A 26,559-nucleotide genomic window follows, 5' to 3' on the forward strand; every position below is an offset into this window, starting at 1 on the left:
GGCCGGCCGCGCGCGGTCGCGTCCCTGCGGCGCGACCCGCTCGTCCAGGGGGGCACCACCGTGCGGTCCCTGCGGGTGGTGTCCTTGCGGCATGGCGCGGTCGTCGAGCCCGGCCGCGGGGGCGCCCAGGGGGACGGCGCGGTCGTGCGGAGGCATGCCTCCGCCCTGCGGGAAGGCGTTGTCGTTCAGCGGTGTGCCTCCACCCTGGGGTACGGCGTGGTCGTTCAGCGGTGTGCCGCGGCCGTACGTGACCGTGCGGTCCATGGCGGCCGCGGCCGACGCGCGCACCTGCCCACCGTCGGCGGGCGGCCACGGGGCGGGGGAGCTGAGGTTGGACCAGGCGTCGGACGGCGAGGAGGGCGTGGAGACACTGGAGGCGTCCTGCCAGGCGGGCACGGGGTCGCGGCGGCCGGGCTCGCGGGAGCCGTCCCGCGCGCCGCCGTCCATCCCGTCCCCGCGGCGTCCGGCTCCTTCGCCGCGGCGTCCCCCGCCGCGGCCGTCCATGCCAGGGCCGTCCATCCCGCGGCTGTCCGTGCCGCTCCGGTGGCCGTCCGGGGCGCCGCCGCGGGCGTCCGGGCCGTCCTGGCGCGGCGTCTCGGGCCAGGACGCGTTGGAGGCGACCGACACGTCGGGCCACGACGTGCGCGACGGCGAGCCGCCGTCCGGCCAGCCGTTCGACGCGGAGCCCGCGTCCGGCCACGCGTTGGAGGGTGACGTCCCGCTCCCGACCTGGTCCGGCCACGGGTTCGAGGGCGAGGTGCCGCCCGACGGCGGGACCGGGTCGGGCCACGGGTTGGCGGGGGACGTCCCGCCCGACGGCGGGACCGGGTCCGGCCAAGAGGAGGAGGGGCCCGCGTCCGGCCAGGAAGGCTGGGAGGGCCGCTCGGCGGACGGGCCGCGGCGGGCGGACGAGGGCTGCCGGGAATCCCCGCGCGATGAACCCTCCCGGGGCGGCACCTCGGGCCAGGATGGTGGCAGGTGCTGTGCTCCGGAATGATCCGATGCCATGGCTCCCGTACCTCCTGGTGGTGTTATGTCCGCTTTTGGCGCGTCGGACATGATCTCATGGGATTTTCCAGGAGAGTTGGTGGGTTCCGCAGCGAAACGCGCGAAGCCATGCGGATCTGTGGGCGGATCCTGCATGGGCAGGCCCACCAGGGACCACTGGGGCTCGACGGGGTGTACCACGGTGTCGAGGGTAATCTAATGGGACATATGAGGTCACAACGGATACATCACCATCGGGTCTCGTAGGGAGAGGAACAGGCGGAAACGCCACTTGCGCCCGATGGCCATCGTCGAGTATCGGCAAAGTCCTGATGAGGTGCGCTAGGCTTGACCTATGCGTTCCGCGACCCTGCTTCTTAGCGGGCCGCGACGGCCCTGAGCTCTGCCGTCGCGGCTGCCCCTCGTCCTGCGCACGGGGGGTTTTCTTATGGGTCCGAGTCGAGCCAGAAGGACATTCGCCGTGAGTGAGTACGATCCGCAGGCGCTGCAGGCCAAGTGGCAGCAGCGGTGGGAGGAGCTGGACCCGTTCCGGGCGGGCGAGGACGCCGCCGACACCCGGGAGCGGCGCTACATGCTCGACATGTTCCCCTACCCCTCCGGCGACCTCCACATGGGCCACGGCGAGGTGTTCGCCATCGGCGACGTCGTCGCGCGCTACTGGTTCCAGCGCGGCTACAACGTGCTGCACCCCATCGGATGGGACTCCTTCGGCCTGCCCGCCGAGAACGCCGCGATCAAGCGCAACGCGCACCCGGCCGAGTGGACCTACGCCAACATCGAGACGCAGGCCACGTCCTTCCGCCGCTACGGGATCTCCTTCGACTGGTCGCGCCGCCTGCACACCAGCGACCCCGAGTACTACCGGTGGAACCAGTGGCTGTTCAACCGCTTCTTCGAGCGGGGCCTGGCCTACCGCAAGGGCGGCCTGGTCAACTGGTGCCCCAACGACCAGACCGTGCTGGCCAACGAGCAGGTCGTGGCCGGCAAGTGCGAGCGGTGCGGCGCCGACGTCATCCGCCGCGAGCTGACGCAGTGGTACTTCAAGATCACTGACTACGCCGAGCGGCTGCTGAAGGACATGGAGCAGCTGGAGGGCGGCTGGCCCGAGCGCGTGCTGACCATGCAGCGCAACTGGATCGGCCGCTCCGAGGGCGCCGACGTGCTGTTCGAGATCGAGGGGCGCGAGGAGCCGGTCCACGTCTACACCACCCGGCCCGACACGCTGTTCGGCGCGACGTTCTTCGTGGTCGCCGTCGACGCGCCGCTGGCCGACGAGATCGTCACCGACGACCGGCGCGAGGAGTTCGAGGCCTACCGCGCCGAGGTCGCCAAGCTGAGCGACATCGAGCGGCTGTCCACCGACAAGGAGAAGACCGGCGTCTTCCTGGGCCGCCACGCGATCAACCCGGTCAACGGCGAGCGCATCCCGGTCTGGGCGGCCGACTACGTGCTGTCCGACTACGGCCACGGCGCCATCATGGCCGTGCCCGCCCACGACCAGCGCGACCTCGACTTCGCGCTGAAGTTCGGGCTGCCGGTCAAGGTCGTCGTCCACACCGGCCTGGCCGACCCCGGCGAGACCGGCGAGGCGACGCCGGGCGAGGGCACCCTGGTCAACTCCGGCCCGCTGGACGGGCTGACCAAGGCCGAGGCCATCGCGAAGATCATCGAGATCCTGGAGACCCAGGGCCGGGGCGAGGCCTCGGTCAACTTCCGGCTGCGCGACTGGCTGCTGTCGCGCCAGCGGTTCTGGGGCACCCCGATCCCGATCATCCACTGCCTGGACTGCGGCGAGGTGCCCGTCCCCGACGACCAGCTGCCCGTCACGCTGCCCGACCTGCGCGGCGAGGCGCTGGCCCCCAAGGGCGTCTCCCCGCTGGCCAGCGCCACCGACTGGGTCAACGTCGAGTGCCCCAAGTGCGGCGGCCGCGCCATGCGCGACACCGACACGATGGACACCTTCGTCGACTCGTCGTGGTACTACCTGCGCTACTGCTCGCCCGGCTACACCGACGGCCCCTTCGACGTCGAGCAGGTCCGCAAGTGGGGCCCGATCGACCAGTACGTCGGCGGCGTGGAGCACGCGGTGCTGCACCTGCTGTACTCCCGCTTCTTCACCAAGGTCCTGCACGACATGGGCATGGTCGACTTCAATGAGCCGTTCCTGCGCCTGCTGAACCAGGGCCAGGTGATCAACGGCGGCAAGGCGATGTCGAAGTCCCTGGGCAACGGCGTCGACCTGGGCCAGCAGATCGACGCGTACGGGGTCGACGCGGTCCGCCTGACCATGGTGTTCGCCGGCCCGCCGGAGGACGACATCGACTGGGCCGACGTCTCGCCGGCCGCCTCGCAGAAGTTCCTGGCCCGCGCCTTCCGCGTGATGGACGAGGTGGCCAGCGGGCCGGGCGTCTCCTTCGAGGGCGGCGACCTGGAGCTGCGCAAGTTCACCCACCGCACCATCGACGAGGTCACCAAGCTGGTCGAGTCCCACCGCTTCAACGTGGCGGTGGCGCGGCTGATGGAGCTGACGTCGGCGGCCCGCAAGGCCATCGACTCCGGCCCCGGCGCGGCCGACCCGGCGGTGCGCGAGGCGGCCGAGGCGCTGGCCGTGATGCTGTCGCTGGTCGCGCCCTACACCGCCGAGGAGGGCTGGGAGCGGCTGGGCCACACCGGCACGACGGTCGCGCTGGCCGGCTGGCCGGTCGCCGAGCCCGCGCTGCTGGTGCAGGACTCCGTGACCTGCGTCGTCCAGGTGGCCGGCAAGGTCCGCGACCGCCTGGAGGTCTCACCCTCGATCTCCGAGGACGAGCTGCGCGCGCTGGCGCTGGGCTCCGACAAGGTCCGCTCCTACCTGGACGGCGAGCCCCGCAAGGTGATCGTCCGCGTGCCCAAGCTGGTCAACATCGTCCCCTGACCCGGACGCATACGGCACACCGGCCCCCGTCCGCCTTCCCCGGCGGCCGGGGGCCGCGCCATGCAAGCCCCGCGGGAGCGGGCGGTCAGAGGGCGCGCAGGGCGGGCAGCAGCTCCTGCTCGGCCCAGCGGAAGAACGGCTCCTGCTGGTCGTGCCCGATCTGCACCAGCGCGACGTGCGTGTACCCGGCGTCCGTGTACTTCTTGACCGCCTCCACCACGGCCTCCACGTCGCCGCCGCACGGCACGCTGGAGGCCACGTCGTCGGGCGTGACGAACTCGGAGTACGCCTCGAAGTTCACCGGCCCCGGCAGCTCGGCCATGACCTTCCAACCGGCCGCCGACCAGCGCCACAGCTTGTGGGCGCGCTGCTTGGCCGCCTCGGCGTCCGTGTCGTACGACAGGGCGAGCTGGCCGTACACCGGCTTGTCCGCCCCGCCCGCCTGGACGAACTGCCCGACGACCTCCGGCATCGGCTCGTTGACGATCAGCAGGTCGCCGTACTCCGCGGCGATGGCGGCCGAGCTCCCGCCCGAGGCGGCGATGCCGATGGGCACCGGCTGCTCCGGCACGTCGTACAGTTTGGCCGAGTCGACGTCGTAGAACTCGCCGTCGTAGGTGACGTACTGGCCGCCGAACAGCTCGGTGATGATGGTGACGGCCTCGCGGAACATCCGGTGCCGCCGGTCGGCGGACGGCCAGCCCTCGCCGATGACGTGCTCGTTGAGATTCTCGCCCGAGCCGAGCCCGAGGGTGAAGCGCCCGTCGCTGAGCACGCCCATGGTGGCGGCCTTCTGCGCGACCACGGCCGGGTGGTAGCGCATGATCGGGCAGGTCACGTACGTCATCAGAGGGAGCCGTTCGGTCGCGTGCGCCACCGCGCCCAGCACCGACCAGGCGTAGGCCGCGTGACCCTGTTCCTCCAGCCACGGGAAGTAGTGATCGGAGATGACGGCGTAGTCGAAGCCGATCTGCTCCGCCTTCGCCGCGTCATCGACCAGCTGGCGCGCGGGAGTCTGCTCGCACATCAGGGTGTATCCGATTTGCACCATGATGTGCGCGCTACCCCGTCAAGCGCACGGTTAGCTCACGAAGGCGGAGATCCCTCGGCGCGCGGGCCGGTCGAGCAGCTCCTCCACCACCAGGCCAAGTCCGATGCCGAGCAGCCAGACGTCCTTGACCAGGCCGATGCCCTGCTGCGAGGGACGCAGGCTGCCCTCGCGGCGCATGCCGGGAGTCCTGAGGTAGAGGCCGACGAGGCCGCCCGCGAAGGCGGTCAGCGCCGCGCCCGCCACCGCCGAGGGGACCACCGGCACGAGCAGGGCGGCGCCCACGGCGATCTCCGCCTTCGACAGCAGCTTCACGAACGCCACCGGGTCGTGCTTGCCGAGGAAGGGGTACGTCCCGGAGGCCATGCCGTGGAGTCCCGCGGCGGTCTCGGAGTCGGCGCCGGCCATGTCGAGCCCGGAGTTGAGGATGACCATGCCGGCGGACAGGCGGGCCGGGAGCTGGTGGGCCTTGGGGAAGAGTCTCATGGTTCCTCGCCGTGGAAATATGCGGAGTTTCGGGCCTGAAGTCCCTTTCCTGCCCTCGCGAGTGACGAGCATCCGCCCTGGCCTGCCCTTTTGACCATGACTTTCACCGGCGTCCGCTCGTGACGCCAGGAGGGAAAATCTTGTCGGCATGCGGACCGGCGGCACTAGGGTTCACGTGTGACAACTGGCGCATACCTGAGATATCCGCATCTGTGGGGTGACCTGGTCACCTTCGTCGCCGACGACGACGTGTGGCTGGCACCCGTGACGGGCGGCAGGGCGTGGCGGTTCACCGCCGACCGCGCACCCGTCTCCTTCCCGAGGTTCTCGCCTGACGGCGCCCGCATCGCGTGGACCAGCCACCGGGAGGGGGCGCCCGAGGTGTTCGCCGCGGAGGTCGACGGCCCGCAGGGCGACCGGCTGACGCACTGGGGCAACGCCATGACCGGGACCCGAGGATGGAGCGCCGGTGGCGACGTGCTCGCGGTCACCGCCGCGGGCGAGGGCGGGCGCAGCCGGACCTGGGCGTACGCGGTGCCGCTCGACGGCGGCCCGGCCACCCGCCTGCCGTACGGATGGGTGAGCGAGGTCGCCCTCGGCGGCGCCGAGCCCGGGGCGGCCGCGGCCGGCAGGGTGGCGACCGTGTCGTCCGTGTGGCGGGAGCCGTCTCACTGGAAGCGCTACCGCGGCGGCACCGCGGGCAAGATCTGGGTGGACGCCGAAGGCGACGGCGAGTTCGCCCGGCTGTTCGCCGACAGCGACGCCCAGTACTGGTCGGTCATGTGGGTGGGCGACCGCCTGGCGTTCCTCGCCGACACCGACGGCACGGGCAACCTCTACTCCTCCCTGCCCGACGGCTCGGACCTTCGCCGGCACACCACGCACACCGAGTTCTACGCCCGGCACGCCTCCACCGACGGCAGCCGGGTCGTCTACGCCCACGCCGGCGACCTGTGGCTGCTCGACGGGCTCGACGCCGAGCCGTACCGGCTGGACGTCAGGCTGAGCGGGCCGCGCCCGGCCCGCGCCCCGCGACCGGCGCCCGCCCGCGCCGGCGCCTTCTCACCCGACGCGACCGGACGGGCCAGCGCCGTCGAGGTGCGCGGCACCGCCCACTGGGTCACCCACCGCGACGGACCGGCCGGCGCGCTGCGCGTGCAGCCCGGCGTACGGGTACGGCTGCCACGCGTGCTCGGCGACGGCGGCAGGGCGGTCTGGGTCTCCGACGCCACCGGCGAGGACGGCCTGGAGGTCGGCACGCCCGGCGGCGAGATCCGCACGCTGGCCGCGGGCGAGCTGGGCCGGGTGCTGGCCCTGGCCGCCGCCCCCGACGGCAAGCACGTGGCCGCGGCCACCCACGACGGGCGCCTCCTGGTCGTGGACGTCGAGACCGGGGCGCTCAGAGAGCTCGACCGCACCGCGCACGGCGACATCAGCGGCCTGACCTTCTCGCCCGACTCGGCGTGGCTCGCCTGGGTCCACCCGCACCACGAGCCGCTGTCACGCATCAGGATGGGCCGCCTCGACGGCACGTCCGTCATCGACGTGACACCGCTGCGCTTCGCCGACTTCGACCCGGTCTTCACCAAGGATGGCAAGCACCTGGCGTTCCTGTCGGTGCGCACGTTCGACCCGGTGTACGACGCGCATGTTTTCGACCTGGCGTTCCCCGTCGGCTGCCGGCCGTACATCGTGCCCCTGCGCGCCACCACCCCCTCGCCGTTCGACCCGAGCCTCCAGGGCCGCGGCTTCAACGGCGAGGACGACAAGCCCGCGCAGGACGACAAGAAGGACGACGCGCCCCCGCGCACCGAGGTGGACCCCGAGGGGCTGGCCTCCCGCGTCGTGCCCGTGCCGGTGCCCGCCGGCCGCTACGGCAACCTGCGCGCCGCCAAGGACGCCCTGCTCTGGCTGCGCCACCCGCTCACGGGCCAGCTCGGCGACGGCACCGAGCGGGCCGGCGAGGTCGTCCTCGAACGTTACGACCTCAAGAAGCGCGCCAGGGCCGAGCTCGGCACCGAGGTGCGGGCCTTCGAGGTGAGCGGCGACGGCACCCGGCTCGTCATCAACGGCAAGAACGGCCTGCAGACCCGCTCGGCATCCGAGGGCGACGAGGTCGTCACCATCGACCTCGACCGGGTCACGGTCCAGCTCGACCCGGTCGCCGAGTGGCGCCAGGGCTACCTGGAGGCCGGCCGGCTCATGCGCGACCACTTCTGGCGCGCCGACATGAACGGCGTCGACTGGCAGGGCGTGCTCGACCGCTACCTGCCGCTGGTGGACCGCCTCGGCTCGTACTCCGAGCTGATCGACCTGCTGTGGGAGGTGCAGGCCGAGCTCGGCACGTCCCACGCCTACGCCCGCGCCAACGCCGCCCCAGGCGACCCGCGCCGCCGCCAGGGACTGCTCGGCGCCGACCTGGCCAGGGACGAGGACGGCACCTGGCGGGTCGCGCGCATCCTGCCCGGCGAGTCGTCCGACCACGACGCGCGCTCGCCGCTGCTCGCGCCCGGCGTCGCCGTACGGCCCGGGGACGCGATCGTCGCCGTCGGCGGACGCCCCGTCGATCCCGTCCGCGGCCCGCTCGCGCTGCTGTCCGGCACGGCCGGCCGGGCCGTCGAGCTCACCGTACGGCCCGCCTCGGGCGGCGAGACGCGCCGCGTGGTCGTCACGCCGCTGGAGGACGAGACCCGGCTGCGCTACCACGACTGGGTGGAGGGACGCCGGGCGTTCGTCCACGAGGCGTCGGGCGGCCGGCTCGGCTACCTGCACGTACCGGACATGGTGGCGTCGGGCTGGGCGCAGTTCCACCGCGACCTGCGCACCGAGATGGCCCGCGAGGGCCTCGTCGTCGACGTCCGCGAGAACGGCGGCGGCCACACCTCGGAGCTGGTGCTGGAGAAGCTGTCCCGCCGCGTCACCGGGTGGACCCAGGTGCGCGGCTACGAGCCGATGCGCTACCCGGAGGACTCGCCGCGCGGCCCGATCGTGGCGGTAACGGACGAGTTCGCCGGGTCGGACGGCGACATCGTCAGCGCCGGCATCAAGAACCGCGGCCTCGGCCCGCTCGTCGGCACCCGGACGTGGGGCGGCGTGATCGGCATCGACTCGCGGTACTCGCTGGTGGACGGGACGGTCGTGACGCAGCCCCGGTACTCGTTCTGGCTGGAGGGGCCGGGCTGGGGCGTGGAGAACCACGGCGTGGACCCGGACGTGGAGGTGGTGATGACGCCGCAGGACCGGGTGGCGGGGCGCGACCCGCAACTGGAGAAGGCGGTGGAGCTGGCGCTGGCCGCCCTGGAGGAGCGCCCGGCCGCCACCCCGCCGGCCCTCCCGCCGCTGGGGTCCTGACCTTCCTCACCTGGTTCCGCCCGGCCTCGGCCTGGACCTCCGTTCCCGGGGGATCCGCCCGGCTGGGACGCCCGTCCGGCCCGAACCTCGGCCGGCGCTCGACGACGCGCCGGCCGGGGGCCCTCAACGGGCGTTCTGGAGGCGGTCCAGGATCTCGGTGAGGACCGGCTCCGTGGTGGCGAAGTTCAGCCGGACGTGGTTCTCCCCGCCCGGCCCGAACGCGGCGCCGTCGTTCAGCAGCACCTTCGCCTCCCGCTCCAGCACCTCCGCCATGCCGGGGCGGCCGTAGTCGAGCCACGCCAGGTACGTCGCCTGGGGCACGCGGTAACCGACCCCTTCGGGCAGGCGGGCGGCGATGGTCTTGCGGTTGCGGTCGAGCAGGGCCCGGGTCTCCTCCAGCCAGGCGTCGCCGTCCCGCCACGCGGCGATCGTGGCCTCCACGCCGAACACGTGCGCCGAGCCGTACAGGAAGGGCGGCTGGGCGGCGAGCGCCTCACGCACGGCGGGAGAGCCGACGTGGGCGACCGAGCAGCGGACGCCGCCCAGGTTGAACGCCTTGCTCGCCGACGTGAGCGTGACCGTTCGCTCGGGCAGGATCGTCGCGAAGGGGATGTGCTGGTTCGGGGCGTACGTCAGGTCCGCGTGGATCTCGTCGGAGATGACCAGCAGGTCGTGCCGCTCGACGTGCTCGGCCAGCTCTTCCAGCTCACGGCGGGTGAAGACGCGGCCCGTCGGGTTCTGCGGGTTGACGAGCAGCAGCACGCGGCACCCGGACAGGTCGGGCACCTCGTACCGCCACGAGTCGCCCTCGTCGGGGACGAGCCGGATGGGCCGCAGCGGCCGGTCCATGACCTCCAGCGTGCCGAGGAACGGGTGGTAGGCGGGGGTGTGCAGAGCCACCGCGTCGCCCGGCCGGGTGGACAGGTGGAGGAGCACCTGGAGGGCCTGGTTGATGTCGCAGAAGGTGCGCACGTGGCCCGGGTCGGGGCTCCAGGAGTACCGGCCGGCCATGCGCTCGGCGAACACCTCGGCCAGAAGGCCGCAGCCCGGGTTGTCGAGCCAGGTCGGGTAGCCGAGGTCGCCTTCGGCGCGCCGCCTGAGGACCTCGGCCACGGCGGGAGCGGTGGGCATGTCCATGTCGGCGACCCAGGCGGGGATGACACCGGGGGCAGCTTTGGCCCACTTCAACCCGTCGTTGCGGGATTTGAAGTCATCTGGGCCCAATGCGTAGTTCACGGGGACATTGTAGATTTCCGCGTTCTGACGGCTCGGAGTGCGTCCGCGCCCGCCGGCGGCTCGGGGGGCGTCCGCGCCGGCCGGACGAGCACGGGGGCACGCCAAGTGAGGCCCTCGGAGGCGGCCCGATACGCCGGAGGAGACATGACCGCCGCCCTCGCGTGGCCCGGCCGCGACAACACCCGCGACCTGCGGGACCTGCCATGGGGTACGACCCTGCGCCGCGAGCACGCCCACCTTCGCTCCAGGGGGCGGCGGTCGTGGCGGGTCAGGGGTGCAGGATGGCCTTGATGGCGCGGCGTTCGTCCATGGCCTTGTAGCCCTCGGCGGCCTCTTCCAGCGGGAGGGCGAGGTCGAAGACCTTGCCGGAATTGATCTTCCGCTGCCAGATGAGGTCGATCAGCTCGGGCAGGAACCGGTGCACCGGGGCCGGTCCGCCGTGCAGGTGCACCTGGGAGAAGAAGAGGTCCTCTCCGCTGAGGGTGACGTCGTGGTTGACGCCCACGAAGCCCACGTGGCCACCCGGGCGGGCGGAGCCGACGGCCTGGTGCATCGATTCGTGGGTGCCGACCGCTTCGACGACCGAGTGCGCGCCCAGCCCGCCGGTCAGTTCCTTGATCTTCGCCACGCCCTCGGCGCCGCGCTCGGTGACGATGTCGGTGGCGCCGAATTCGGTGGCCAGCTTCTGGCGCGTCTCGTGGCGGCTCATGGCGATGATCCGCTCGGCGCCGAGCTGCTTGGCGGCCAGCACCGCCAGCAGGCCGACCGCGCCGTCGCCGACGACCGCGACCGTCTTGCCGGGGCCGGCCTCGGCGGCCACCGCACCGAACCAGCCGGTGCCCAGGACGTCGGAGGCGGCCAGCAGGCTGGGGATCAGGTCGGGTTCAGGGGTGCCGGGGGTGGCCACCAGGGTGCCGTCGGCATAGGGGATCCGGGCGCGCTCGGACTGGGTGCCGACCAGGGACATGAACACCCGGTGGATGCACGAGGAGGGGTAGCCCGAGCGGCAGATCTCGCAGGTGCCGTCGGCGGCGACGAACGTGCCCACGACGAACTGGCCGGGCTTGACGGTCTTGACCTCGCTGCCGACCTGTTCGACCACGCCGACGTACTCGTGGCCCATCGGCTGGTCGTGGACCTCCTCGATGCCGCGGTAGGGCCACAGGTCCGACCCGCACACGCAGGTCGCCGTGACCCGGATGATCGCGTCGGTCGGTTCGATGATCTGCGGGTCGTCCAGGTCCTGCACCCGGACGTCGCCGGGAGCGTGCATCACCACACCACGCATGACCTTCACTCCTTCGGATTCTCTGTTCCCCACGGTCGCCCGCGGGCGTGCCCGGCTCGAAGCCTCTCGGTCCCCCGAGCCGCTACCCATCAAAAGCGCTGGTCAAGCGGCATGGAAGGCACTGGTGAAAGGTGTACTGACAGGGCACCCCTGCCAGAGGGAAGGCCGCCTAGCCTGGAGAAGGTGGACAACCGCAGCGAGATCCGTGAGTTCCTGACCTCCCGCCGCGCCAGGATCAGCCCGCAGCAGGCCGGGCTGCCCTCCTACGGCACCCGCCGGGTGCCGGGCCTGCGCCGTGCCGAGGTCGCCCAGCTGGCCGGGGTCAGCGTGGAGTACTACTCCCGCCTGGAACGCGGTGATCTGTCCGGGGTCTCGGACAGCGTTCTGGACGCCCTGGCTCGCGCGCTGCGGCTGAACGACGAAGAACGCACCCACCTGGAGGATCTGGCCCGCGCCGCCGGACCGGGCTCCCGGCGGCGGCGCCGCCCCGTCCCGCGCACCGTGCGGCCCAACGTTCAGCGGCTGCTGGACGCCATGACCGAAGCACCGGCGTTCATCATGAACGGCCGCGGCGACGTCCTGGCCACCAACATCCTCGGCCGTGCCCTGTACGCCCCCATGTTCGACGCCGCCCGCGGCGCCACCCCGAACCACGCCCGGTTCATCTTCCTCGACCCCCGCTCCCAGCAGTTCTGGGGCGACTGGGAACGCGCCGCCGACGACACCGTGGCCCTTCTGCACCACCAGGCCGGCCGCGCCCCGTACGACAAGACCCTCACCGACCTGGTCGGCGAGCTGTCCACCCGCAGCGAGGACTTCCGCACCCGCTGGGCCCGCCACGACGTCCGCCAGCACCACCAGGGCGCCAAGCCGTTCCACCACCCCGTGGTCGGCGACCTGCACCTCACCTACGAATCCCTGAACCTGTCGGCCGACGACCTCACCTTGGTGGCCTACGGCACGGAACCAGGCAGCGACTCCGAGGACAAACTCCGCCTCCTGGCCAGTTGGGCCGCCACCCAGAGGCCCGTGCCCGGCGCCGCAGCGCCGACGGCATGACGACCGTCAACCCCGCTCAAGGGAAGCCGCAGTCAAGGCCGGCGGAGTGTCGCATCACTGGCACACAAGCTTCGCGGTCAGCGGCGCACCTTCCCGCTGTCTCTTTCCGGCGTACCTGATCTGCCCCTGAAATGGCGTACTCAGTCCGCCCCTGGGACGGCGGCGCGGCCCCCTGGGAGGGCGCGGTACTCAGTGCAGCCCCTGGGATGGCGACGTACTCAGTACGGCCCCTGGGAGGGCGGTGTACTACTGGATCGGCCCCTCGAATGGCGCGAAATGGCGCGAATGAAGAGCCGGTGAGGAGGATGTCCGGCTCGCTCGTGAGGGTGGGCTGAGACGGCCCCCCGAGTGCGTGCCCGGGGAGCCGTCGGCATCGGAACGGGTCAGAGGCGGCGGAGCACCGCCACGACCTTGCCCAGGACGCTGGCCTCGTCGCCGGGGATCGGGTCGTAGTTGGGGTTGTGGGGAACCAGCCAGACGTGCCCGTCCTTGCGCTTGAAGGTCTTGACCGTGGCCTCGCCGTCGATCATGGCGGCCACGATGTCACCGCTCTCGGCGACGGGCTGCTGGCGGACGACCACCCAGTCGCCGTCGGCGATGGCTGCCTCGATCATGGAGTCACCGGCGACCTGGAGGAGGAACAGGGTGCCCTCGCCGACGAGCTGCTTGGGCAGCGCGAAGACGTCCTCGACGCTCTCCTCGGCGAGGATCGGGCCACCGGCGGCGATCCGGCCGACCAGCGGCACGTAGGCGGCCGTGGGCCTGCTCACGGTGGGCTCGACGGTGGAGGAGGCGTCGGGGTCGACCCAGAGCGCGGGCTCGCCGGGCAGGCGCACCTCCAGGGCGCGCGGCCGGTGCGGGTCGCGCCTCAGATAGCCCTTGCGCTGCAACGCCGTCAACTGGTGCGACACACTGGACGTGCTGGTGAGCTGCACGGCCTCGCCGATCTCACGCATGGACGGCGGATATCCGCGCTGTTGCACCGAGTCTCGGATCACCTCGAGAATCTTGCGCTGCCTGGGCGTCAGGCCCAGGGAGTCGCGCCGGCGCACCGCGAGGTCGGTGACCCCGTTTGCGTCATCTCGCTCGCTCATGCTCTCCTCCTCGCCCGGGGGCCTGCCGTTCCGGCCGGTCCTCCCGGTCCGTGGTCTCCATGTCGCACACAGCGACCGTATCGCTGTTGAAGATCATCTTCAAACAATTGTTCGAGTCGTCCTCGAAATTATCAGTGCCGTGGTGTACAACATCGTACGGGAGTTCGATCGACATCGTGTTCGATTTGCTGATCTTTATTGGGTCTTTTTCTCGGACCCCGGGACGGCGTGGGAGGTCAGTCGTGCACACCACTGCGGCTGCGGACATGACCAGCGACGACGCCGGGCGCCCGAGCGTGGCGGCGGGCCGTACAAACGCGATCAAGAACGTTGGTGGGGATGATGAAGGTGTCGCAGGCGTGGGCAAAGCGTTCAGTATTCGCGCTTGTACTGGTTTAGACGGCAATTCACCGTCTGAGCGGCATCTCGCCACCGGCCACATCTGGCGCGCCACCGCTCCCGAGGCGCATTGCGCGCGGGGGCGGTGCGCAGGGGCACAGGGCGCGCGGCCGGACCATGGAACGTTCGAGCCAGGAGTAGGCGCAGCGCGACCGGCCGCACTGAAGGTACGGGCGCCGAAGTTGCGTGCATCGAGGCCGCGCGGATCGAGGACGTACGGGATGTGGGGATCGAGTTCGTACGGGACGAGCGGATCGGGGGTGTGCCGGTCGCGGGCGTGCGGGGCGGGGGCGCGCGGATCTTTGGCGGAAACGGTCGCATCACGAGAGGCCGGGCCGCGGACGGCCGCCTTGAGAACGGTGGAGATGCAAACGCAGGTGCGGCAGACGACGGCGAGGCGAACGCCGGCGCGATGGGCGGCGGTGAGTCAAACGCTGGCGCATGGACGGTGAGACGGGTGTCAGCGCGTCGGACGGTGGTGAGGCGAGCGCCGGCGCAGTGGGCGGTGAGCATATGCCCGTGCGGTGGGTGGTGGTGAGGCCGGCTGTGTCCGCCCTTGGAGGAGCGGCCGGCGTGTGAGGAGGCGAGAAGCCGACGCGTCATGTCGGTGGATCGTCTGGTGTGGGGCGGATCGATCGAGCGTGCCACGCATGAAGGGCGGACCGGGGTGTCGCGCCGGTTGGGGCGATCGGGCCTGGCGTATGGCCGGGCGGTTCGCGGGTTTCACTTCGAGGGGTGGGGTTCGGATGCGGGAGGACGGCTCGCGTAGGGACAGGGTGTCGCCGGACACCGACGGGGTGTTGCCGGACGCCGAGGTGAGGGCGGCCCGCCGCCAGGCCGGTCGTGCCTCTGCCGCGGGAAGACCTCAACTGTGGCTCGTACCGCCGCCCAGACCGGAGGCCGACGACCTCGATCTTCCCGAGGGGCGTCCGGAGGGCAGCGGCGACCCGGCCCATAGGGGTGGGGCGGCGACAGGGGACGGATCGTCCAGGGGCGACCGATCGACGGTACGAGGCAGGCAGGCTGCGCAGGGTGAGGCGGCGAGGACTTCCCGGCCGGCCGGGACCGGTTCGGCGGTGAGCGGCGGGGACACCCGGGGGCGCGGCAGGGGGTCCCGGCCGAGTGCGCGACTGTCGGCCGTGCCTGGCGGCAGGGCGGCCGCTGCTTCGCCGGTGGCTCGTGTCGGCTCGATCGTGCAGGGCGGTCGCAGCGGATCCGCCGGACCCGGTCGAGGGGGCGGGGCAGTACAGGGCGCAGGGGCAGCGCAGCGGCCGGTGACGGTCGAGAGCCGAGAGGGGAAGGGGACCCGCCCGGTGCGTGAGCCGGTCCCGGGCGGAGCAGCTGTGCGCGGGCCGTTGCGGGTGCTGGAGGCTGTGCGGAGCCGTGGGGGTGAGCAGAGAAGCGCACAGGGCCGTGAGGCTGTGCGGGCGACTGCGCAGGGGCGTGGGTCTGCCCGGGGATTGGGGAAGAGCCCTATGGCTATGCCGGGGACTGCGCAGGGGCGAGGGTCCGCACGGGGGACTGCAGAGACCGGTGGGTCCGCCCGGGGGTTCGCACAGACCGATGGGGCTGCCCGGGGGGCCGCGCAGACCGGTGGGGCTGCGGGGAGGACGCAGGGCCGTGCGGGTGAGCGGGGGAGAAGGGATACGCGTAAGGCATCTGTTCGGGCGAAGGGCGGGCGGCTGGCATCCGTCCGGGCGGGGTCCTCGCGGCGGAGGGACGGGTGGACGGATCCGCTTGGGGCCGCGTCTGGCCGGACGGCCCCCGGGAGCGGAGCGTCCGCGCGGCGGGCGGCCTCGCGCGGGGCTTGTGGGCGGCGGGCTGCCCCGGTGCGGCTGACGCGCCGAGGGCGGGCAGCGATCATGATCTTGATGGCGGCGCTGTTGTCCCTGTGCGGTTTCTGGCTCGGCACCAGAACGGCCGCCCACGCGGCCACGGCTTCTCACAGTGCCACGGCTGCTCATGCGGTCATCACTTTCGATGCGGGCGTCAGCTTCTCGCGCGGTCACGGCTTCTCAGGCGGTCACGGCTCGCCGGCCGGCGCCGCCGTCCTCTCGCGCGCTCACGGCTTGTCGCCATGACATGGCTTTCCGCGATACCACGGCTTCTCGCGCGGTCATGGCTTCTCGGGCAGTTACGGCTCCGTGGCGGGTGGAGCACAGGCGAGGGTCCGCCGTGGAGCGGTTCGCCACGGACGTCGACTCACTCCGCCTGGCTGCCCGCGTCCGGTGGTGCCGGATGCGGTCCTCCCGCTCGGTGGCCGACACTCCACCTGCGCCCGGTAGGCCCGGCTGACGTCGGTCCTGGCTGTGCTCGGCTCAGGTGAGGGCGTACGCGGAGTGAGGGCCTGCGTGGCCCCTGGCATACCTGAAATGCGGGCGTAGTTCTTGAGCTGCGTGAAAGGTGTTTTTTCCGTGTACGGGGCAGTCCTGTGGGGCGTACGTGGCCGGAAAGGGGCGACACGCCGTGCGGGCGGGAACATGCTGCGCTGATCAGCGGCTTCCTTGAGACGGGTGTGGCTCAACTTGCGTTCATGGTCGCGCGCTTCTACGGTTGGACCACAACATCTAGTACTTACACCGATGTAGTTCACCACACCTTGTGTTTTCGTGACCGCACCATGGCATGCCGTGGTGCGGGCGCGAGCGTTCCCTGGTCAAGCCGGGCAGGGGGCGAGGCCGGGGTGGGGTGACCGCGGGTCAGGAGGCGAAACGCGTGCATTGTCCGTTCTGTCGCCATCCTGACACCAGGGTCATCGACAGCCGTTCGACGGACGACGGTGGCGCGATCCGGCGCCGCCGTACATGTCCGGAATGCGGGCGCCGGTTCACCACCCAGGAGACCGTACTCCTCATGGTGAGCAAGCGCAGCGGCGTGACCGAGCCGTTCTCCCGGGACAAGGTGGTCGCGGGCGTGCGCCGGGCCTGCCAGGGCAGGCCGGTCAGCGAGGACTCCCTGGCCCAGCTCGGGCAGCGGGTCGAAGAGGCCATCCGGGCGAGGGGCGCGGCGGAGATCCCCTCCAACGAGGTCGGCCTGGCGATCCTCGGCCCGTTGCGGGAGCTGGACGAGGTGGCCTACCTGCGGTTCGCATCGGTATATCGCGGTTTCGAGACCTTGGCGGACTTCGAGGCCGAGATCGAACAGTTGAAGGCGGAGAAGGGGGAGTCATGACGGAGACGGCAAGCGGTTCAGTCGCGCGCGGAGGCAAGCGTCCCCGCAAGGGCCTGAAGATGAAGCGGATCTTCACCAAGCCGGGCGTGCATCCGTACGACGAGATCGCGTGGGAGCGCCGCGACGTCGTCATGACCAACTGGCGTGACGGCTCGATCAACTTCGAGCAGCGGGGCGTCGAGTTCCCCGAGTCCTGGTCGGTCAACGCGGCCAACATCGTGACCACCAAGTACTTCCGCGGCGCCGTCGGCACGCCGCAGCGCGAGTGGAGCCTGAAGCAGCTCGTGGACCGCGTCGTGGGCGTCTACACGCGCACCGCGGTCGAGCACGGCTACTTCGCCGCCGACGAGGACGCGGAGATCTTCGACCATGAGCTGAAGTACGCCCTGGTCCACCAGATCTTCGCCTTCAACTCGCCGGTCTGGTTCAACGTGGGCACCAAGTCGCCGCAGCAGGTGAGCGCCTGTTTCATCCTCTCGGTGGACGACCAGATGGAGTCGATCCTCGAGTGGTACAAGGAAGAGGGTGTGATCTTCAAGGGCGGTTCCGGCTCGGGCGTCAACCTGTCGCGCATCCGCTCCTCCAAGGAGCTGCTGTCGAGCGGCGGCACGGCCAGCGGCCCGGTGTCGTTCATGCGCGGCGCCGACGCCAGCGCGGGCACCATCAAGTCGGGCGGTGCGACGCGGCGCGCCGCCAAGATGGTCGTCCTCGACGTCGACCACCCCGACATCGAGGAGTTCATCGAGACCAAGGCGCGCGAGGAGGACAAGATCCGCGCGCTGCGCGACGCCGGGTTCGACATGGACCTCGGCGGCAAGGACATCGTCTCGGTCCAGTACCAGAACGCCAACAACTCCGTCCGCGTCTCCGACGAGTTCATGCGCGCGGTGGAGAAGGGCGGCGAGTTCGGCCTGCGCGCCCGCCTCACCGGTGAGGTGATCGAGACGGTCGACGCCCGCGACCTGTTCCGCAAGATGGCCAAGGCGGCCTGGGAGTGCGCCGACCCCGGCGTCCAGTACGACGACACGATCAACGACTGGCACACCACGCCCGAGACCGGCCGCATCACCGCGAGCAACCCGTGCAGCGAGTACGTCCACCTGGACAACTCCTCCTGCAACCTGGCCAGCATCAACCTGCTGAAGTTCCTGAAGGACGACAACTCCTTCGACGTGGCGAACTTCGTCAAGCTCACCGAGCTGATCATCACCGCGATGGACGTGTCGATCACGTTCGCCGACTTCCCGACCGAGAAGATCGGCGAGACGACGCGCGCGTACCGCCAGCTCGGCATCGGCTACGCCAACCTGGGCGCGCTGCTCATGGCCACCGGCCACGCCTACGACTCCGACGGCGGCCGTGCCGTCGCCGGCGCGATCACCTCGCTGATGACCGGCACGTCGTACCGGCGCAGCGCCGAGCTCGCCGGCGCCGTCGGCCCGTACGACGGCTACGCCCGCAACGCCGAGCCGCACAAGCGGGTCATGCGCAAGCACGCCGCCGCCAACGACAACCTGCGCACGATCGGCTCCATGGACGCCAAGATCCACGCCGAGGCGTCGCGCCAGTGGTCGGAGTGCCTCAAGCTCGGCGAGAAGCACGGCTACCGCAACGCCCAGGCGTCGCTGCTCGCCCCGACCGGCACCATCGGCCTGATGATGGACTGCGACACCACCGGCATCGAGCCGGACCTCGCGCTGGTCAAGTTCAAGAAGCTGGTCGGCGGCGGCTCCATGCAGATCGTGAACCAGACGATCCCGCGCGCCCTCAAGCAGCTCGGCTACCCGCAGGAGCAGATCGAGGCCATCGTCGAGTACATCGCCGAGCACAGCCACGTCGTCGACGCGCCGGGGCTGCGCCAGGAGCACTACGAGGTGTTCGACTGCGCGATGGGCGAGCGGGCGATCGCGCCGATGGGGCACGTGCGCATGATGGCCGCGACCCAGCCGTTCCTGTCGGGCGCCATCTCCAAGACCGTCAACCTGCCCGAGTCGGCCACGATCGACGACATCGAGCAGGTCTACCTGGAGGGCTGGAAGCTCGGCCTGAAGGCCCTGGCCGTCTACCGCGACAACTGCAAGGTCGGCCAGCCGCTGTCGGCGGGCAACGGCAGCAAGAAGGACGAGGCCAAGGCCGCGGCCGACGTGGTCCCGGCCGAGCCCGAGATCAAGGTCATCGAGGTCAACCGCCCGACGCGCCGGCGGATGCCCAACCAGCGCCCGAGCACGACGACCCGCTTCACGGTGGGCGGGGCCAAGGGCTACATGACCGCCTCCTCCTACCCGGACGACGGGCTGGGCGAGGTCTTCCTCAAGATGTCCAAGCAGGGCTCGACACTGGCCGGCGTCATGGACGCCTTCTCGGTGGCGATCTCGATCGGCCTGCAGTACGGGGTTCCGCTCGAGACGTACATGAGCAAGTTCGTCAACATGCGCTTCGAGCCGGCCGGCATGACCGACGACCCGGACATCCGCATGGCGACCTCGGTGATGGACTACATCTTCCGCCGCCTCGCCCTCGACCACCTGCCGTACGACGAGCGGGCGGCGCTGGGCATCTTCTCGGCGGCCGAGCGCGCGGCGCAGCAGCGCGGCGAGGACCCGGCGGCGCTGCAGGAGACGGTCGACCGGGAGGCGCTCGCCCAGTCGGCGCCCATCGAGGCCAAGCCCGAGGACAAGGCGGGAGCCGGGGAGGCGCAGGAGTCCTTGGCCGAGCTGCTGAAGCCGTCGGCCAAGGCGCTGGAGAGCCACCAGCGCTTCACGGCTGACGCGCCGCTCTGCATGACCTGCGGCACCAAGATGCGCCCGGCGGGCAGCTGCTACGTCTGCGAGGGCTGCGGCTCGACCAGCGGCTGCAGCTGATCAAGCAGCGTGCCGAGGGGGTCCGGACGTCGTTCCGGGCCCCCTCAGCCCGGCCGAGGGAAACCCGCCCGGGCCGCCCGTCGTAGAGGGCGAGCGGCCGGGCGTGAGCCGGGTGGAGCGGCCGTCGTGCTCAAGGACGGGCTCGCCGGACAGGGCGAGCACGACCCGGTGGAGCTCGCGCGAGCCCTGGCGGATCTGGCCGGGCGTCCGGTGGACGCTGTGCGGGGTGGTGGTGCGCACCCGGCCGACGCCGACGGAGCCGAGCGTCCCGGCGTCGATCTCGCCGCGCAGCGGCGCGTCCGGGGCGATGCGGCAGTCCAGCGGGCCGAGGGTGTCGCACACGATGCTCCGCCAGGCGGCGTGCCGCTGTCCCGGCGGCACGTGCTCGGCGCGGATCAGGACACCCATCGCGTCACCCCCGCGTCACATGGTGACGGGCAGGGTGGTCCCGTACAACCGCGACGCCCTGAGCCGGATCACCATGCGCCGGTCGGCGACCATCTGGCGCAGGAACGCCTCCTCCTGCGCCGGGCCGGAGACGCCGCCGGCCATGGCGAGCAGCTCGCGCCCGACCTCGTCGCCCGGCTCGGCGCTGACCGGCGACAGCTCGGCCACGCCCTCGGCGACCGCGAAGGACCAGAAGTCGTCGCTGGTCACGTACAGGGAGCCGCGGGGGTCGCGCTGGAGCTGGCGGACCTTGAGCCGGTCCGCGACCGTCGAGATCCGCGCCACGCGCCGGTCGGGGTCCCAGGAGTAGAGCACCGTGGACAGGTGGGGGACGCCATTGCTGCGGGTGGTGGCGAGGGCTCCGAAGCGCTGCCCGGCGATGAGCTTCGACAGCTCCTCGTCGGAGAGCGCGTGGGGGGCGGGGCCTGCTCCAGGTCCGTAGCTTTCGTCGGTCATCTGGTGATTCCTCCCTGTTGTGGGGAACCCTATCGCCGCAACCCCCGCCCGGTCGCCGATCGCTTCGACCCTGCCGTCAAGCGACTGGCAAGCGTTCGTCGACGCCGGGGGTCCATAGTGGGACCCCGAGCGAAGAGAGGCGTGACCGATGACAGTCCCCCTGCGCCCTCCCCTGCTGGTCCAGCGGCCCAGCAAGGCCCTGCTGATCGGGCTGGTCGTCTCCAGCCTGCTGGCCCTGGTCGTGCTCGCCGTCCTGCTGTGGAGAGGCGGACCGGTCGGGTTCGGGCTGTCGCTGCTGCTGGCGCTCGCGCCGCTGCCCGTACTGCTCGCGGCCGTCCTCTCGCTGGACCGGCTGGAGCCGGAGCCGAAGCTGCACCTCGCCTTCGCGTTCGCGTGGGGCGCCGGCGTGGCGATCGTGCTGGGCGTCGCGCTCACGCTGGCCGGGCAGGCGCTGTTCACCAGCGCCGGGTACGGGGCGCAGGTGGTGGACGCCATGGGCACCGTGTTCCTCGCCCCCGTGATCGAGGAGGCGCTCAAGGGGTCGGCGCTGCTGCTGCTCCTGCGCCGCCGCCGCGAGATCGACGGGCTGACCGACGGCATCGTGTACGCCTCGATGGCCGGGCTGGGCTTCGCCGCCGTGGAGAACGTCGGCTACTACCTGAGCGCCTTCATGCAGAACGGCGTCGGCGCGACCGTGCAGCTCTTCGTCATGCGCGGGCTGATCGACCCGCTCGGCCACCCGATCTACACCTCCATGATCGGACTCGGGGTCGCCTACGCGCTGACCCGGCGCGGGGCCGCCCGGTACGCCATGATCCCGCTCGGCTACCTGGCCGCGGTGGTGCTCCACGGGCTGTGGAACGGCGCGGCGTCCCTCCAGTCGCTCGGCTGGCTCGCCACCGCGTACTTGGTGATCATGACGGCGCTGGTGCTGCTCGTCGTGGTGGCGGTGCGCGAGCGTCGCCAGCTCGTCGCCAAGATGGGCGCCTACCTGCCCGCCTACCAGCAGACGGGCCTGGTCGGCCCGCAGGACCTCGCCATGCTGGGCTCCCTGCCCGGCCGCGCCCGCGCCCGCCGGTGGGCCCGGCGCGCCGGGCTGGGCCGGGCCATGAGCGACTACCAGCACGCCGCGACCGAGCTGACCATGCTGCACCTGCGCGCCGAGCGGGAGGGCATGGACCCGGCCAGGTTCGCCGCCGAGCGCGACGCGCTGCTGGGTGCCATGGCCCGCGCCCGCCGCTGGTAGAGGTCTCATGTCACCTCGCGGCGACCAGCGCCGCTACGGCCATGATCGCCGTCAGCGCGACGCATCCCGCCACCGCCAGCGCCGCCCCCTGCCCCGCGCCGAGCTGCCCGACGGCCGCCGCCACGCCCGCCGCCCCCAGCGAACTGCCCACGTAGCGGGCCGTGTTGTTGGCTCCCGACCCCATGCTCACACGGTGCGCCGGCACGCTCTCGACGGCCAGCTGCGTGATCGATGAGTTGACCAGCCCGGAGCCGGCCCCGCTGACCACCAGCCCGGCGACGATCGGGAGCATCGACCCGGCCGACCCCAGGCCGAGCAGCCCGGTGAAGCCGGCCGCGCTGAGCGTCAGGCCGAGCGCGAAGCGCGCCGAGGTCGTCAGCCGTAGGTGCCGGGACAGCAGGGCGACCACGAACGACAGCGACGACCAGAGCCCGAACAGCAGGGCGGTCTCCAACGGGGTGAGCCCGCGCGCCTGCTGGAGCACGCTCGGCAGGTAGCTCAGCAGCCCCACGATCGCCGCGCCCACGACGAGCGCGCCCCCGGTCGCGACCAGGAAGGCCGGCCGCCGGAACAGCTCAAGGTCGAGCAGCGGCTCCGGCCGCCGGCGCTCGGCCGCCACGAACGCCGCCCCGAGCACCACGGCCACCGCCAGGGCCCCCACGACGACGGGCCGCCCCCAGCCGAGCCTGCCCTCGGTCACCCCCGCCACCAGCGCGGCCACGGCCACGCTGAGCAGCACCACCCCCGGCACGTCGAAACGCCGCGGCTCGGGGGAACGCGATTCCTCCAGCACCCGGGCGGACACCGCCATGAGCGCCACCGCGCACACCGCCACCAGCCAGTACACCGCCCGCCAGCTCGCCACCGCGGCCAGCGCCCCGGACAGCAGCGGCCCCACGGCGGTGCCGAGCCCGATCATCGCCCCGTACCGCCCGGTGGCCCGCACCCGCTCCGGGCCCGCCGGATAGGCGTGCCCGACCAGCCCGAGACTGCCCGCGAGCATGGCGGCGCTCGCGGCCCCCTGGGCGAAGCGCGCCACCACGAACACCGGCACGGCCGTTGCCAGAGCCGTCACCACGCTCGCGGCGGCGAGCACGCCGGTCCCGGCGACCAGCACCCGCTTGCGCCCGTAGTCGTCGGCCAGCCCGCCGGAGACCAGCAGCACGGAGGAGAGCCCGAGGGCGATCGCGCCGAGGATCCACACGGGCCCGGTCGGTCCCGCGCCGAGCGCGCGGGCGGTGTCGGGCAGCGTGACCATCGGCACGGTGTAGTTCGTCAGCACCAGCAGGGGAGCGGCGGACGCCACGGCGGGAGTCAGGGTGCGCCGCGCAGTCGGTTCAGTGATTGAACTCATGTGGCGCACGCTACCACGGTTCAATGAACGAACTAAGATGGGCTTCATGGCGCTCGGCAAGAACTACGACGGCCAGGACTGCTCCCTGGCCAGGGCCCTGGAACTGGTCGGCGAGCGGTGGACCATGCTGGTGGTCCGCGACGCGCTCTACGGCGTGCGCCGCTACGGCGACTTCCTGGCCCACCTCGACATCCCGCGAGCGGTGCTGTCACAGCGGCTGGCCACGCTGGTCGAGGCCGGCGTGCTCGAACGGCGGCGCTACCAGGACACCCCGCCCCGCGACGAGTACGTGCCGACCGCGATGGGCCGCGAGCTCTGGATGCCCGTGCTGGCCCTGGGGCAATGGGGCGAGCGTCACCTGAGCAGCCGCGGCGCCCGCCGGGTCTTCTCGCACGCGGACTGCGGCGGCCGGATCGACGCCACCGCCTCCTGTACCGGCTGCGGGACCCCGCACCTCCCGGCCGACCAGGTCGAGGTGCGCCCGGGGCCCGGCCTGGAGGACGACCGGAGCGACCCGGTCAGCGTCGCCCTGCGGCGACCCCACCGGCTGCTCGATCCGCTCCCGTGACAAGATGCACGCGGACCCCCGAAGGGAGATCGCATGAGCTGGGTCGAGATCACCTCCGAGTCCGAGCTGCGGGAGCTGCTCGGTGACGTGATGCCGCGGGCCGTCACCAAGGAGCGGGTGCGCCTGCACGAGCGCGACCGGCAGTGGCTGGCCGCGTCGCCGTTCTGCCTGATCGCCACCTCGGACGCCGACGGATCCTGTGACGTCTCACCCAAGGGCGACCCGGCCGGGTTCGTCCACGTCATCGACGACTCCACCATCGCCATCCCCGACCGGCCGGGCAACCGCCGGGCCGACGGGTTCCGCAACGTCCTGACCAACCCGCACGTCGGCCTGATCTTCCTGGTCCCGGGCCGCAACGAGACCCTGCGGATCAACGGCCGCGCCCGCCTCGTCCGCGAGGCGCCGTTCTTCGACGAGATGATCGTCAAGGGCCACCGCCCGCACCTGGCGCTCGTGGTGGAGATCGACCAGATCTTCTTCCACTGCGCCAAGGCGTTCCTGCGCTCGGCGCTGTGGAAGCCCGGCTCCTGGGAGCCCGACGCCCTGCCCTCGCACGCCCGCCTGATCAAGGACGTGCAGGTCGTCGAGGAGTCGCTCGAGCAACTGGAGCAGTACTACGGCGAGTCGTACACCAAGAAGCTCTACGGCTGACCCGTGCCGCTAGGCGGCCGGGGTCGGCCCGCCGGGGAAGCGGATCACGTTGCGGCCGGCGTAGGCGCGCAGGTCGACCACCTTCGAGTCGGCCGGCGACGGTCTGCGCCGGTCCGCCGTGCGGATGTCACGCACCTTGTGCCGGACGATGTGCGGCGGCACCACCGCTAGCCTCTTCATCGCGAGCCCCCCGTGATGTTCCTGTTACCTTATCTAACTACAGAAACATGGGTAAGCGCGGTGTAAGAAACGGTTCGGCGGGGAAATCATTTCGCGGTTGCGCCGACGGCTCCTGACGGGCCCGCCCTGGTCAGTAGGGGAGCCGGCGGCCCGACGGTGAGCGCAGGTCCAGGTCCGCGTGGGGATCCGGACGCTTCGGCGGTCTGATGATCCTGATGCGCCTCATGGTGACCCCTCCCGATGCCCGGCCGTACGGGCGCCGCGCCCGCGCGGCCGGCGGGCCCGGAGCCCGCCATGCCGGACAACCTAACGTGGGGCCACCTGCGCGTTCAATGCATTTCTACCGTCGCAGCCACACCTGGTCGGTCTGGTCGCCGCACGGCCACTGGATGACGACCTTGCCCTTGCACCGCTCCGCCTTGCCGACGGCCAGGCACATGCCGGTGGCGGCGTTGGTGAGCCGGGACCCGGGCGGTCGCCGAGGGGACGGCGGCGGAGGCGGGGACGGCCGTGAGGGACAGGGCTACGGCCGCCGCCGCGGTGAGGGCGAGGATGCGCTGCCTGACCCGCCGTGGAAACGCTCAGCCGTGTGCCGGCGGGGCCCTGTCCGAGGAGGACCGGGCCCGCCACCTGACGGACGTCCCGTACCGGAAGACCTGCTAGCCCTTGCAGTTGCCCCAGGACTTGCGGCCGCCCCACGCCTCGACCCGGTTGTCCGGGGTGCGGGTCCAGCCCTCGTACTTCACGCACTTCCAGCTGCCGTCCACGTGCCCGGTCTCGGCGTAGTACCGGTACTTCTGCACGTCCTCGGACTTGCCGCCGCCCCGCACCTCCAGGCTGGCGCCGGTGACCGTGCGCGTGCCGGTGAAGCGGGTCTTGATCGCGGCCACGCAGTTCTCGCCGCTGCTCTTGCTGTACATGAGGTAGACGTGCCCGAACACCGATCCGTCGCGCGTCGTCATGGTCCGGTGGCCGTCCTTGACCCGGTGGAACCCGGACCCGCACACGCGCTCGGGCGTGTAGGCCGCCGACGCGGCGTAGGCGGGGGCGGGGACGGCGGCGATCCCGGCGGCGACGAGGCCGACCGCGACGATCGTACGCTTGAGCACGAGGTTCCCTTCGTCGAACAACATCGTCGATCTTTACCATGGCTTGACAGTGACGCGAGGGAGATTCGTGAAACATCGGGGGTTTCCGCTCATTCTGGTCTGCGGGGCCTGGGGCATGTTCTGGGGCGCCTGGTCGGCTCTCCTGCCTGCGCTGAAGGACCAGCTCGGAGCCTCCACCGCCGACCTCGGCCTGGCCCTCGCCGCTGTGCCGGTCGGGGCGATCCCGGCGATGGCCGCGATCGGTCGGCCGGCCCGCGGGCGCGAGCGCGACGCCCTCCTCCTCGCCTGCGCCGCCTTCGGCCTGAGCGTCGCCGCCGTCGGCTGGACGTCGTCCCTCGCGGCCTTCGGCGCGGCCCTGCTCGTGCTCGGCGCGGCCAGCGGCGCGCTCGACGTCGCCCTCAACCTGGCCACCGGGAGGGCCGAGCGGGAGAGCGGGCGGCGGCTGTTCCAGCCGGTCCACGCGGCCTTCCCCGTCGGGGTCATCCTCGCCGCCCCGGCCACCGGGCTGGCCCGCCAGCTCGGCCTCGGGACCACGGCGGTGCTCGCGGCGCTGGGCGCCCTCGTGCTCGCCGCCTCGGGCCGACGAGGTCCTGCTCGCCGAACGCGTCGGCGAAGTTGGCCAGCGTCGGC

The 26,559-nt window shown here is 71.8% G+C and carries 19 protein-coding genes and 2 pseudogenes; 10 read left to right on the forward strand and 11 right to left on the reverse strand.

Going from position 1 to position 26,559, the window contains the following annotated elements:
* Positions 1 to 1,008: pseudogene (locus tag AB0H81_RS30920) on the reverse strand (hypothetical protein); the annotation flags it as partial.
* A 427-nt stretch (positions 1,009 to 1,435) separates the two neighbouring features.
* Here AB0H81_RS30920 and leuS point away from each other — a divergent pair.
* On the forward strand, positions 1,436 to 3,922 hold the full coding sequence (gene leuS / locus AB0H81_RS30925; protein WP_358381603.1) for a leucine--tRNA ligase: 2,487 nt from the start codon (positions 1,436 to 1,438) through the stop codon (positions 3,920 to 3,922).
* 85 nt (positions 3,923 to 4,007) lie between these two features.
* Here the strand turns inward: leuS and AB0H81_RS30930 are convergent, their stop codons facing one another.
* Together AB0H81_RS30930 and AB0H81_RS30935 are read right to left on the reverse strand one after the other, a co-directional pair.
* Positions 4,008 to 4,973: a TIGR03557 family F420-dependent LLM class oxidoreductase gene (locus AB0H81_RS30930; protein ID WP_358381605.1), complete on the reverse strand. Its 966-nt coding sequence runs from the start codon at positions 4,971 to 4,973 to the stop codon at positions 4,008 to 4,010.
* A 30-nt stretch (positions 4,974 to 5,003) separates the two neighbouring features.
* Entirely contained in the window at positions 5,004 to 5,456 is a 453-nt protein-coding gene (locus tag AB0H81_RS30935; protein ID WP_358381607.1) for a hypothetical protein, read from the reverse strand.
* 177 nt (positions 5,457 to 5,633) lie between these two features.
* Between AB0H81_RS30935 and AB0H81_RS30940 the strand changes: the two genes are divergently transcribed.
* Positions 5,634 to 8,807: a PDZ domain-containing protein gene (locus AB0H81_RS30940; RefSeq protein ID WP_358381609.1), complete on the forward strand. Its 3,174-nt coding sequence runs from the start codon at positions 5,634 to 5,636 to the stop codon at positions 8,805 to 8,807.
* Between the two features lie 123 nt (positions 8,808 to 8,930).
* Here the strand turns inward: AB0H81_RS30940 and AB0H81_RS30945 are convergent, their stop codons facing one another.
* Both AB0H81_RS30945 and AB0H81_RS30950 read right to left on the reverse strand, forming a co-directional pair.
* Complete coding sequence (locus AB0H81_RS30945; protein WP_358381611.1) at positions 8,931 to 10,043, reverse strand: aminotransferase class I/II-fold pyridoxal phosphate-dependent enzyme; 1,113 nt, start codon at positions 10,041 to 10,043, stop codon at positions 8,931 to 8,933.
* Between the two features lie 268 nt (positions 10,044 to 10,311).
* Positions 10,312 to 11,331: a zinc-dependent alcohol dehydrogenase family protein gene (locus AB0H81_RS30950; protein ID WP_358381613.1), complete on the reverse strand. Its 1,020-nt coding sequence runs from the start codon at positions 11,329 to 11,331 to the stop codon at positions 10,312 to 10,314.
* 183 nt (positions 11,332 to 11,514) lie between these two features.
* On the opposite strand from AB0H81_RS30950, the gene AB0H81_RS30955 reads away from it, so the two are divergent.
* A complete protein-coding gene (locus tag AB0H81_RS30955; protein ID WP_358381615.1) occupies positions 11,515 to 12,390 on the forward strand; it encodes a helix-turn-helix transcriptional regulator in 876 nt (291 codons plus the stop codon).
* A gap of 383 nt (positions 12,391 to 12,773) precedes the next feature.
* On the opposite strand, the gene lexA is transcribed toward AB0H81_RS30955, so the two are convergent.
* Positions 12,774 to 13,484, reverse strand: coding sequence for a transcriptional repressor LexA (lexA, locus tag AB0H81_RS30960; protein WP_235994316.1), 711 nt, complete (start codon positions 13,482 to 13,484; stop codon positions 12,774 to 12,776).
* Between the two features lie 2,261 nt (positions 13,485 to 15,745).
* Between lexA and AB0H81_RS30965 the strand changes: the two genes are divergently transcribed.
* From AB0H81_RS30965 to AB0H81_RS30975, 3 genes are all read left to right on the forward strand, one after another.
* Positions 15,746 to 15,964, forward strand: coding sequence for a hypothetical protein (locus AB0H81_RS30965; RefSeq protein ID WP_358381617.1), 219 nt, complete (start codon positions 15,746 to 15,748; stop codon positions 15,962 to 15,964).
* A gap of 634 nt (positions 15,965 to 16,598) precedes the next feature.
* Positions 16,599 to 17,054 (forward strand): transcriptional regulator NrdR, encoded by a 456-nt coding sequence (nrdR, locus tag AB0H81_RS30970; protein WP_175588570.1) that lies wholly within the window; start codon positions 16,599 to 16,601, stop codon positions 17,052 to 17,054.
* Complete coding sequence (locus tag AB0H81_RS30975; RefSeq protein ID WP_358381619.1) at positions 17,051 to 19,915, forward strand: vitamin B12-dependent ribonucleotide reductase; 2,865 nt, start codon at positions 17,051 to 17,053, stop codon at positions 19,913 to 19,915. Before nrdR ends, AB0H81_RS30975 begins: the two co-directional genes overlap by 4 nt.
* Here the strand turns inward: AB0H81_RS30975 and AB0H81_RS30980 are convergent, their stop codons facing one another.
* Positions 19,916 to 20,323, reverse strand: coding sequence for a hypothetical protein (locus AB0H81_RS30980; RefSeq protein WP_358381621.1), 408 nt, complete (start codon positions 20,321 to 20,323; stop codon positions 19,916 to 19,918).
* A 15-nt stretch (positions 20,324 to 20,338) separates the two neighbouring features.
* Positions 20,339 to 20,818, reverse strand: a complete 480-nt coding sequence (locus AB0H81_RS30985) for a PPOX class F420-dependent oxidoreductase (RefSeq protein ID WP_358381623.1) — start codon at positions 20,816 to 20,818, stop codon at positions 20,339 to 20,341.
* A 148-nt stretch (positions 20,819 to 20,966) separates the two neighbouring features.
* Between AB0H81_RS30985 and AB0H81_RS30990 the strand changes: the two genes are divergently transcribed.
* A complete protein-coding gene (locus AB0H81_RS30990) occupies positions 20,967 to 22,064 on the forward strand; it encodes a PrsW family intramembrane metalloprotease (RefSeq protein ID WP_358381625.1) in 1,098 nt (365 codons plus the stop codon).
* A gap of 10 nt (positions 22,065 to 22,074) precedes the next feature.
* On the opposite strand, the gene AB0H81_RS30995 is transcribed toward AB0H81_RS30990, so the two are convergent.
* On the reverse strand, positions 22,075 to 23,418 hold the full coding sequence (locus tag AB0H81_RS30995) for an MFS transporter (protein ID WP_358381627.1): 1,344 nt from the start codon (positions 23,416 to 23,418) through the stop codon (positions 22,075 to 22,077).
* 46 nt (positions 23,419 to 23,464) lie between these two features.
* On the opposite strand from AB0H81_RS30995, the gene AB0H81_RS31000 reads away from it, so the two are divergent.
* Positions 23,465 to 23,986, forward strand: a complete 522-nt coding sequence (locus AB0H81_RS31000; RefSeq protein ID WP_358381629.1) for a helix-turn-helix domain-containing protein — start codon at positions 23,465 to 23,467, stop codon at positions 23,984 to 23,986.
* 33 nt (positions 23,987 to 24,019) lie between these two features.
* Entirely contained in the window at positions 24,020 to 24,640 is a 621-nt protein-coding gene (locus AB0H81_RS31005; RefSeq protein ID WP_358381631.1) for a pyridoxamine 5'-phosphate oxidase family protein, read from the forward strand.
* 9 nt (positions 24,641 to 24,649) lie between these two features.
* Here the strand turns inward: AB0H81_RS31005 and AB0H81_RS31010 are convergent, their stop codons facing one another.
* Together AB0H81_RS31010 and AB0H81_RS31015 are read right to left on the reverse strand one after the other, a co-directional pair.
* Positions 24,650 to 24,820, reverse strand: coding sequence for a hypothetical protein (locus AB0H81_RS31010; RefSeq protein WP_358381633.1), 171 nt, complete (start codon positions 24,818 to 24,820; stop codon positions 24,650 to 24,652).
* A gap of 659 nt (positions 24,821 to 25,479) precedes the next feature.
* On the reverse strand, positions 25,480 to 25,953 hold the full coding sequence (locus AB0H81_RS31015; RefSeq protein ID WP_358381635.1) for a hypothetical protein: 474 nt from the start codon (positions 25,951 to 25,953) through the stop codon (positions 25,480 to 25,482).
* Positions 25,954 to 25,996: 43 nt separating this feature from the next.
* Between AB0H81_RS31015 and AB0H81_RS31020 the strand changes: the two are divergent.
* A pseudogene (locus AB0H81_RS31020) lies at positions 25,997 to 26,559 on the forward strand (MFS transporter); the annotation flags it as partial.

The sequence above is a fragment of the Nonomuraea sp. NPDC050691 genome, assembly GCF_040654455.1.
Classification (GTDB): domain Bacteria; phylum Actinomycetota; class Actinomycetes; order Streptosporangiales; family Streptosporangiaceae; genus Nonomuraea.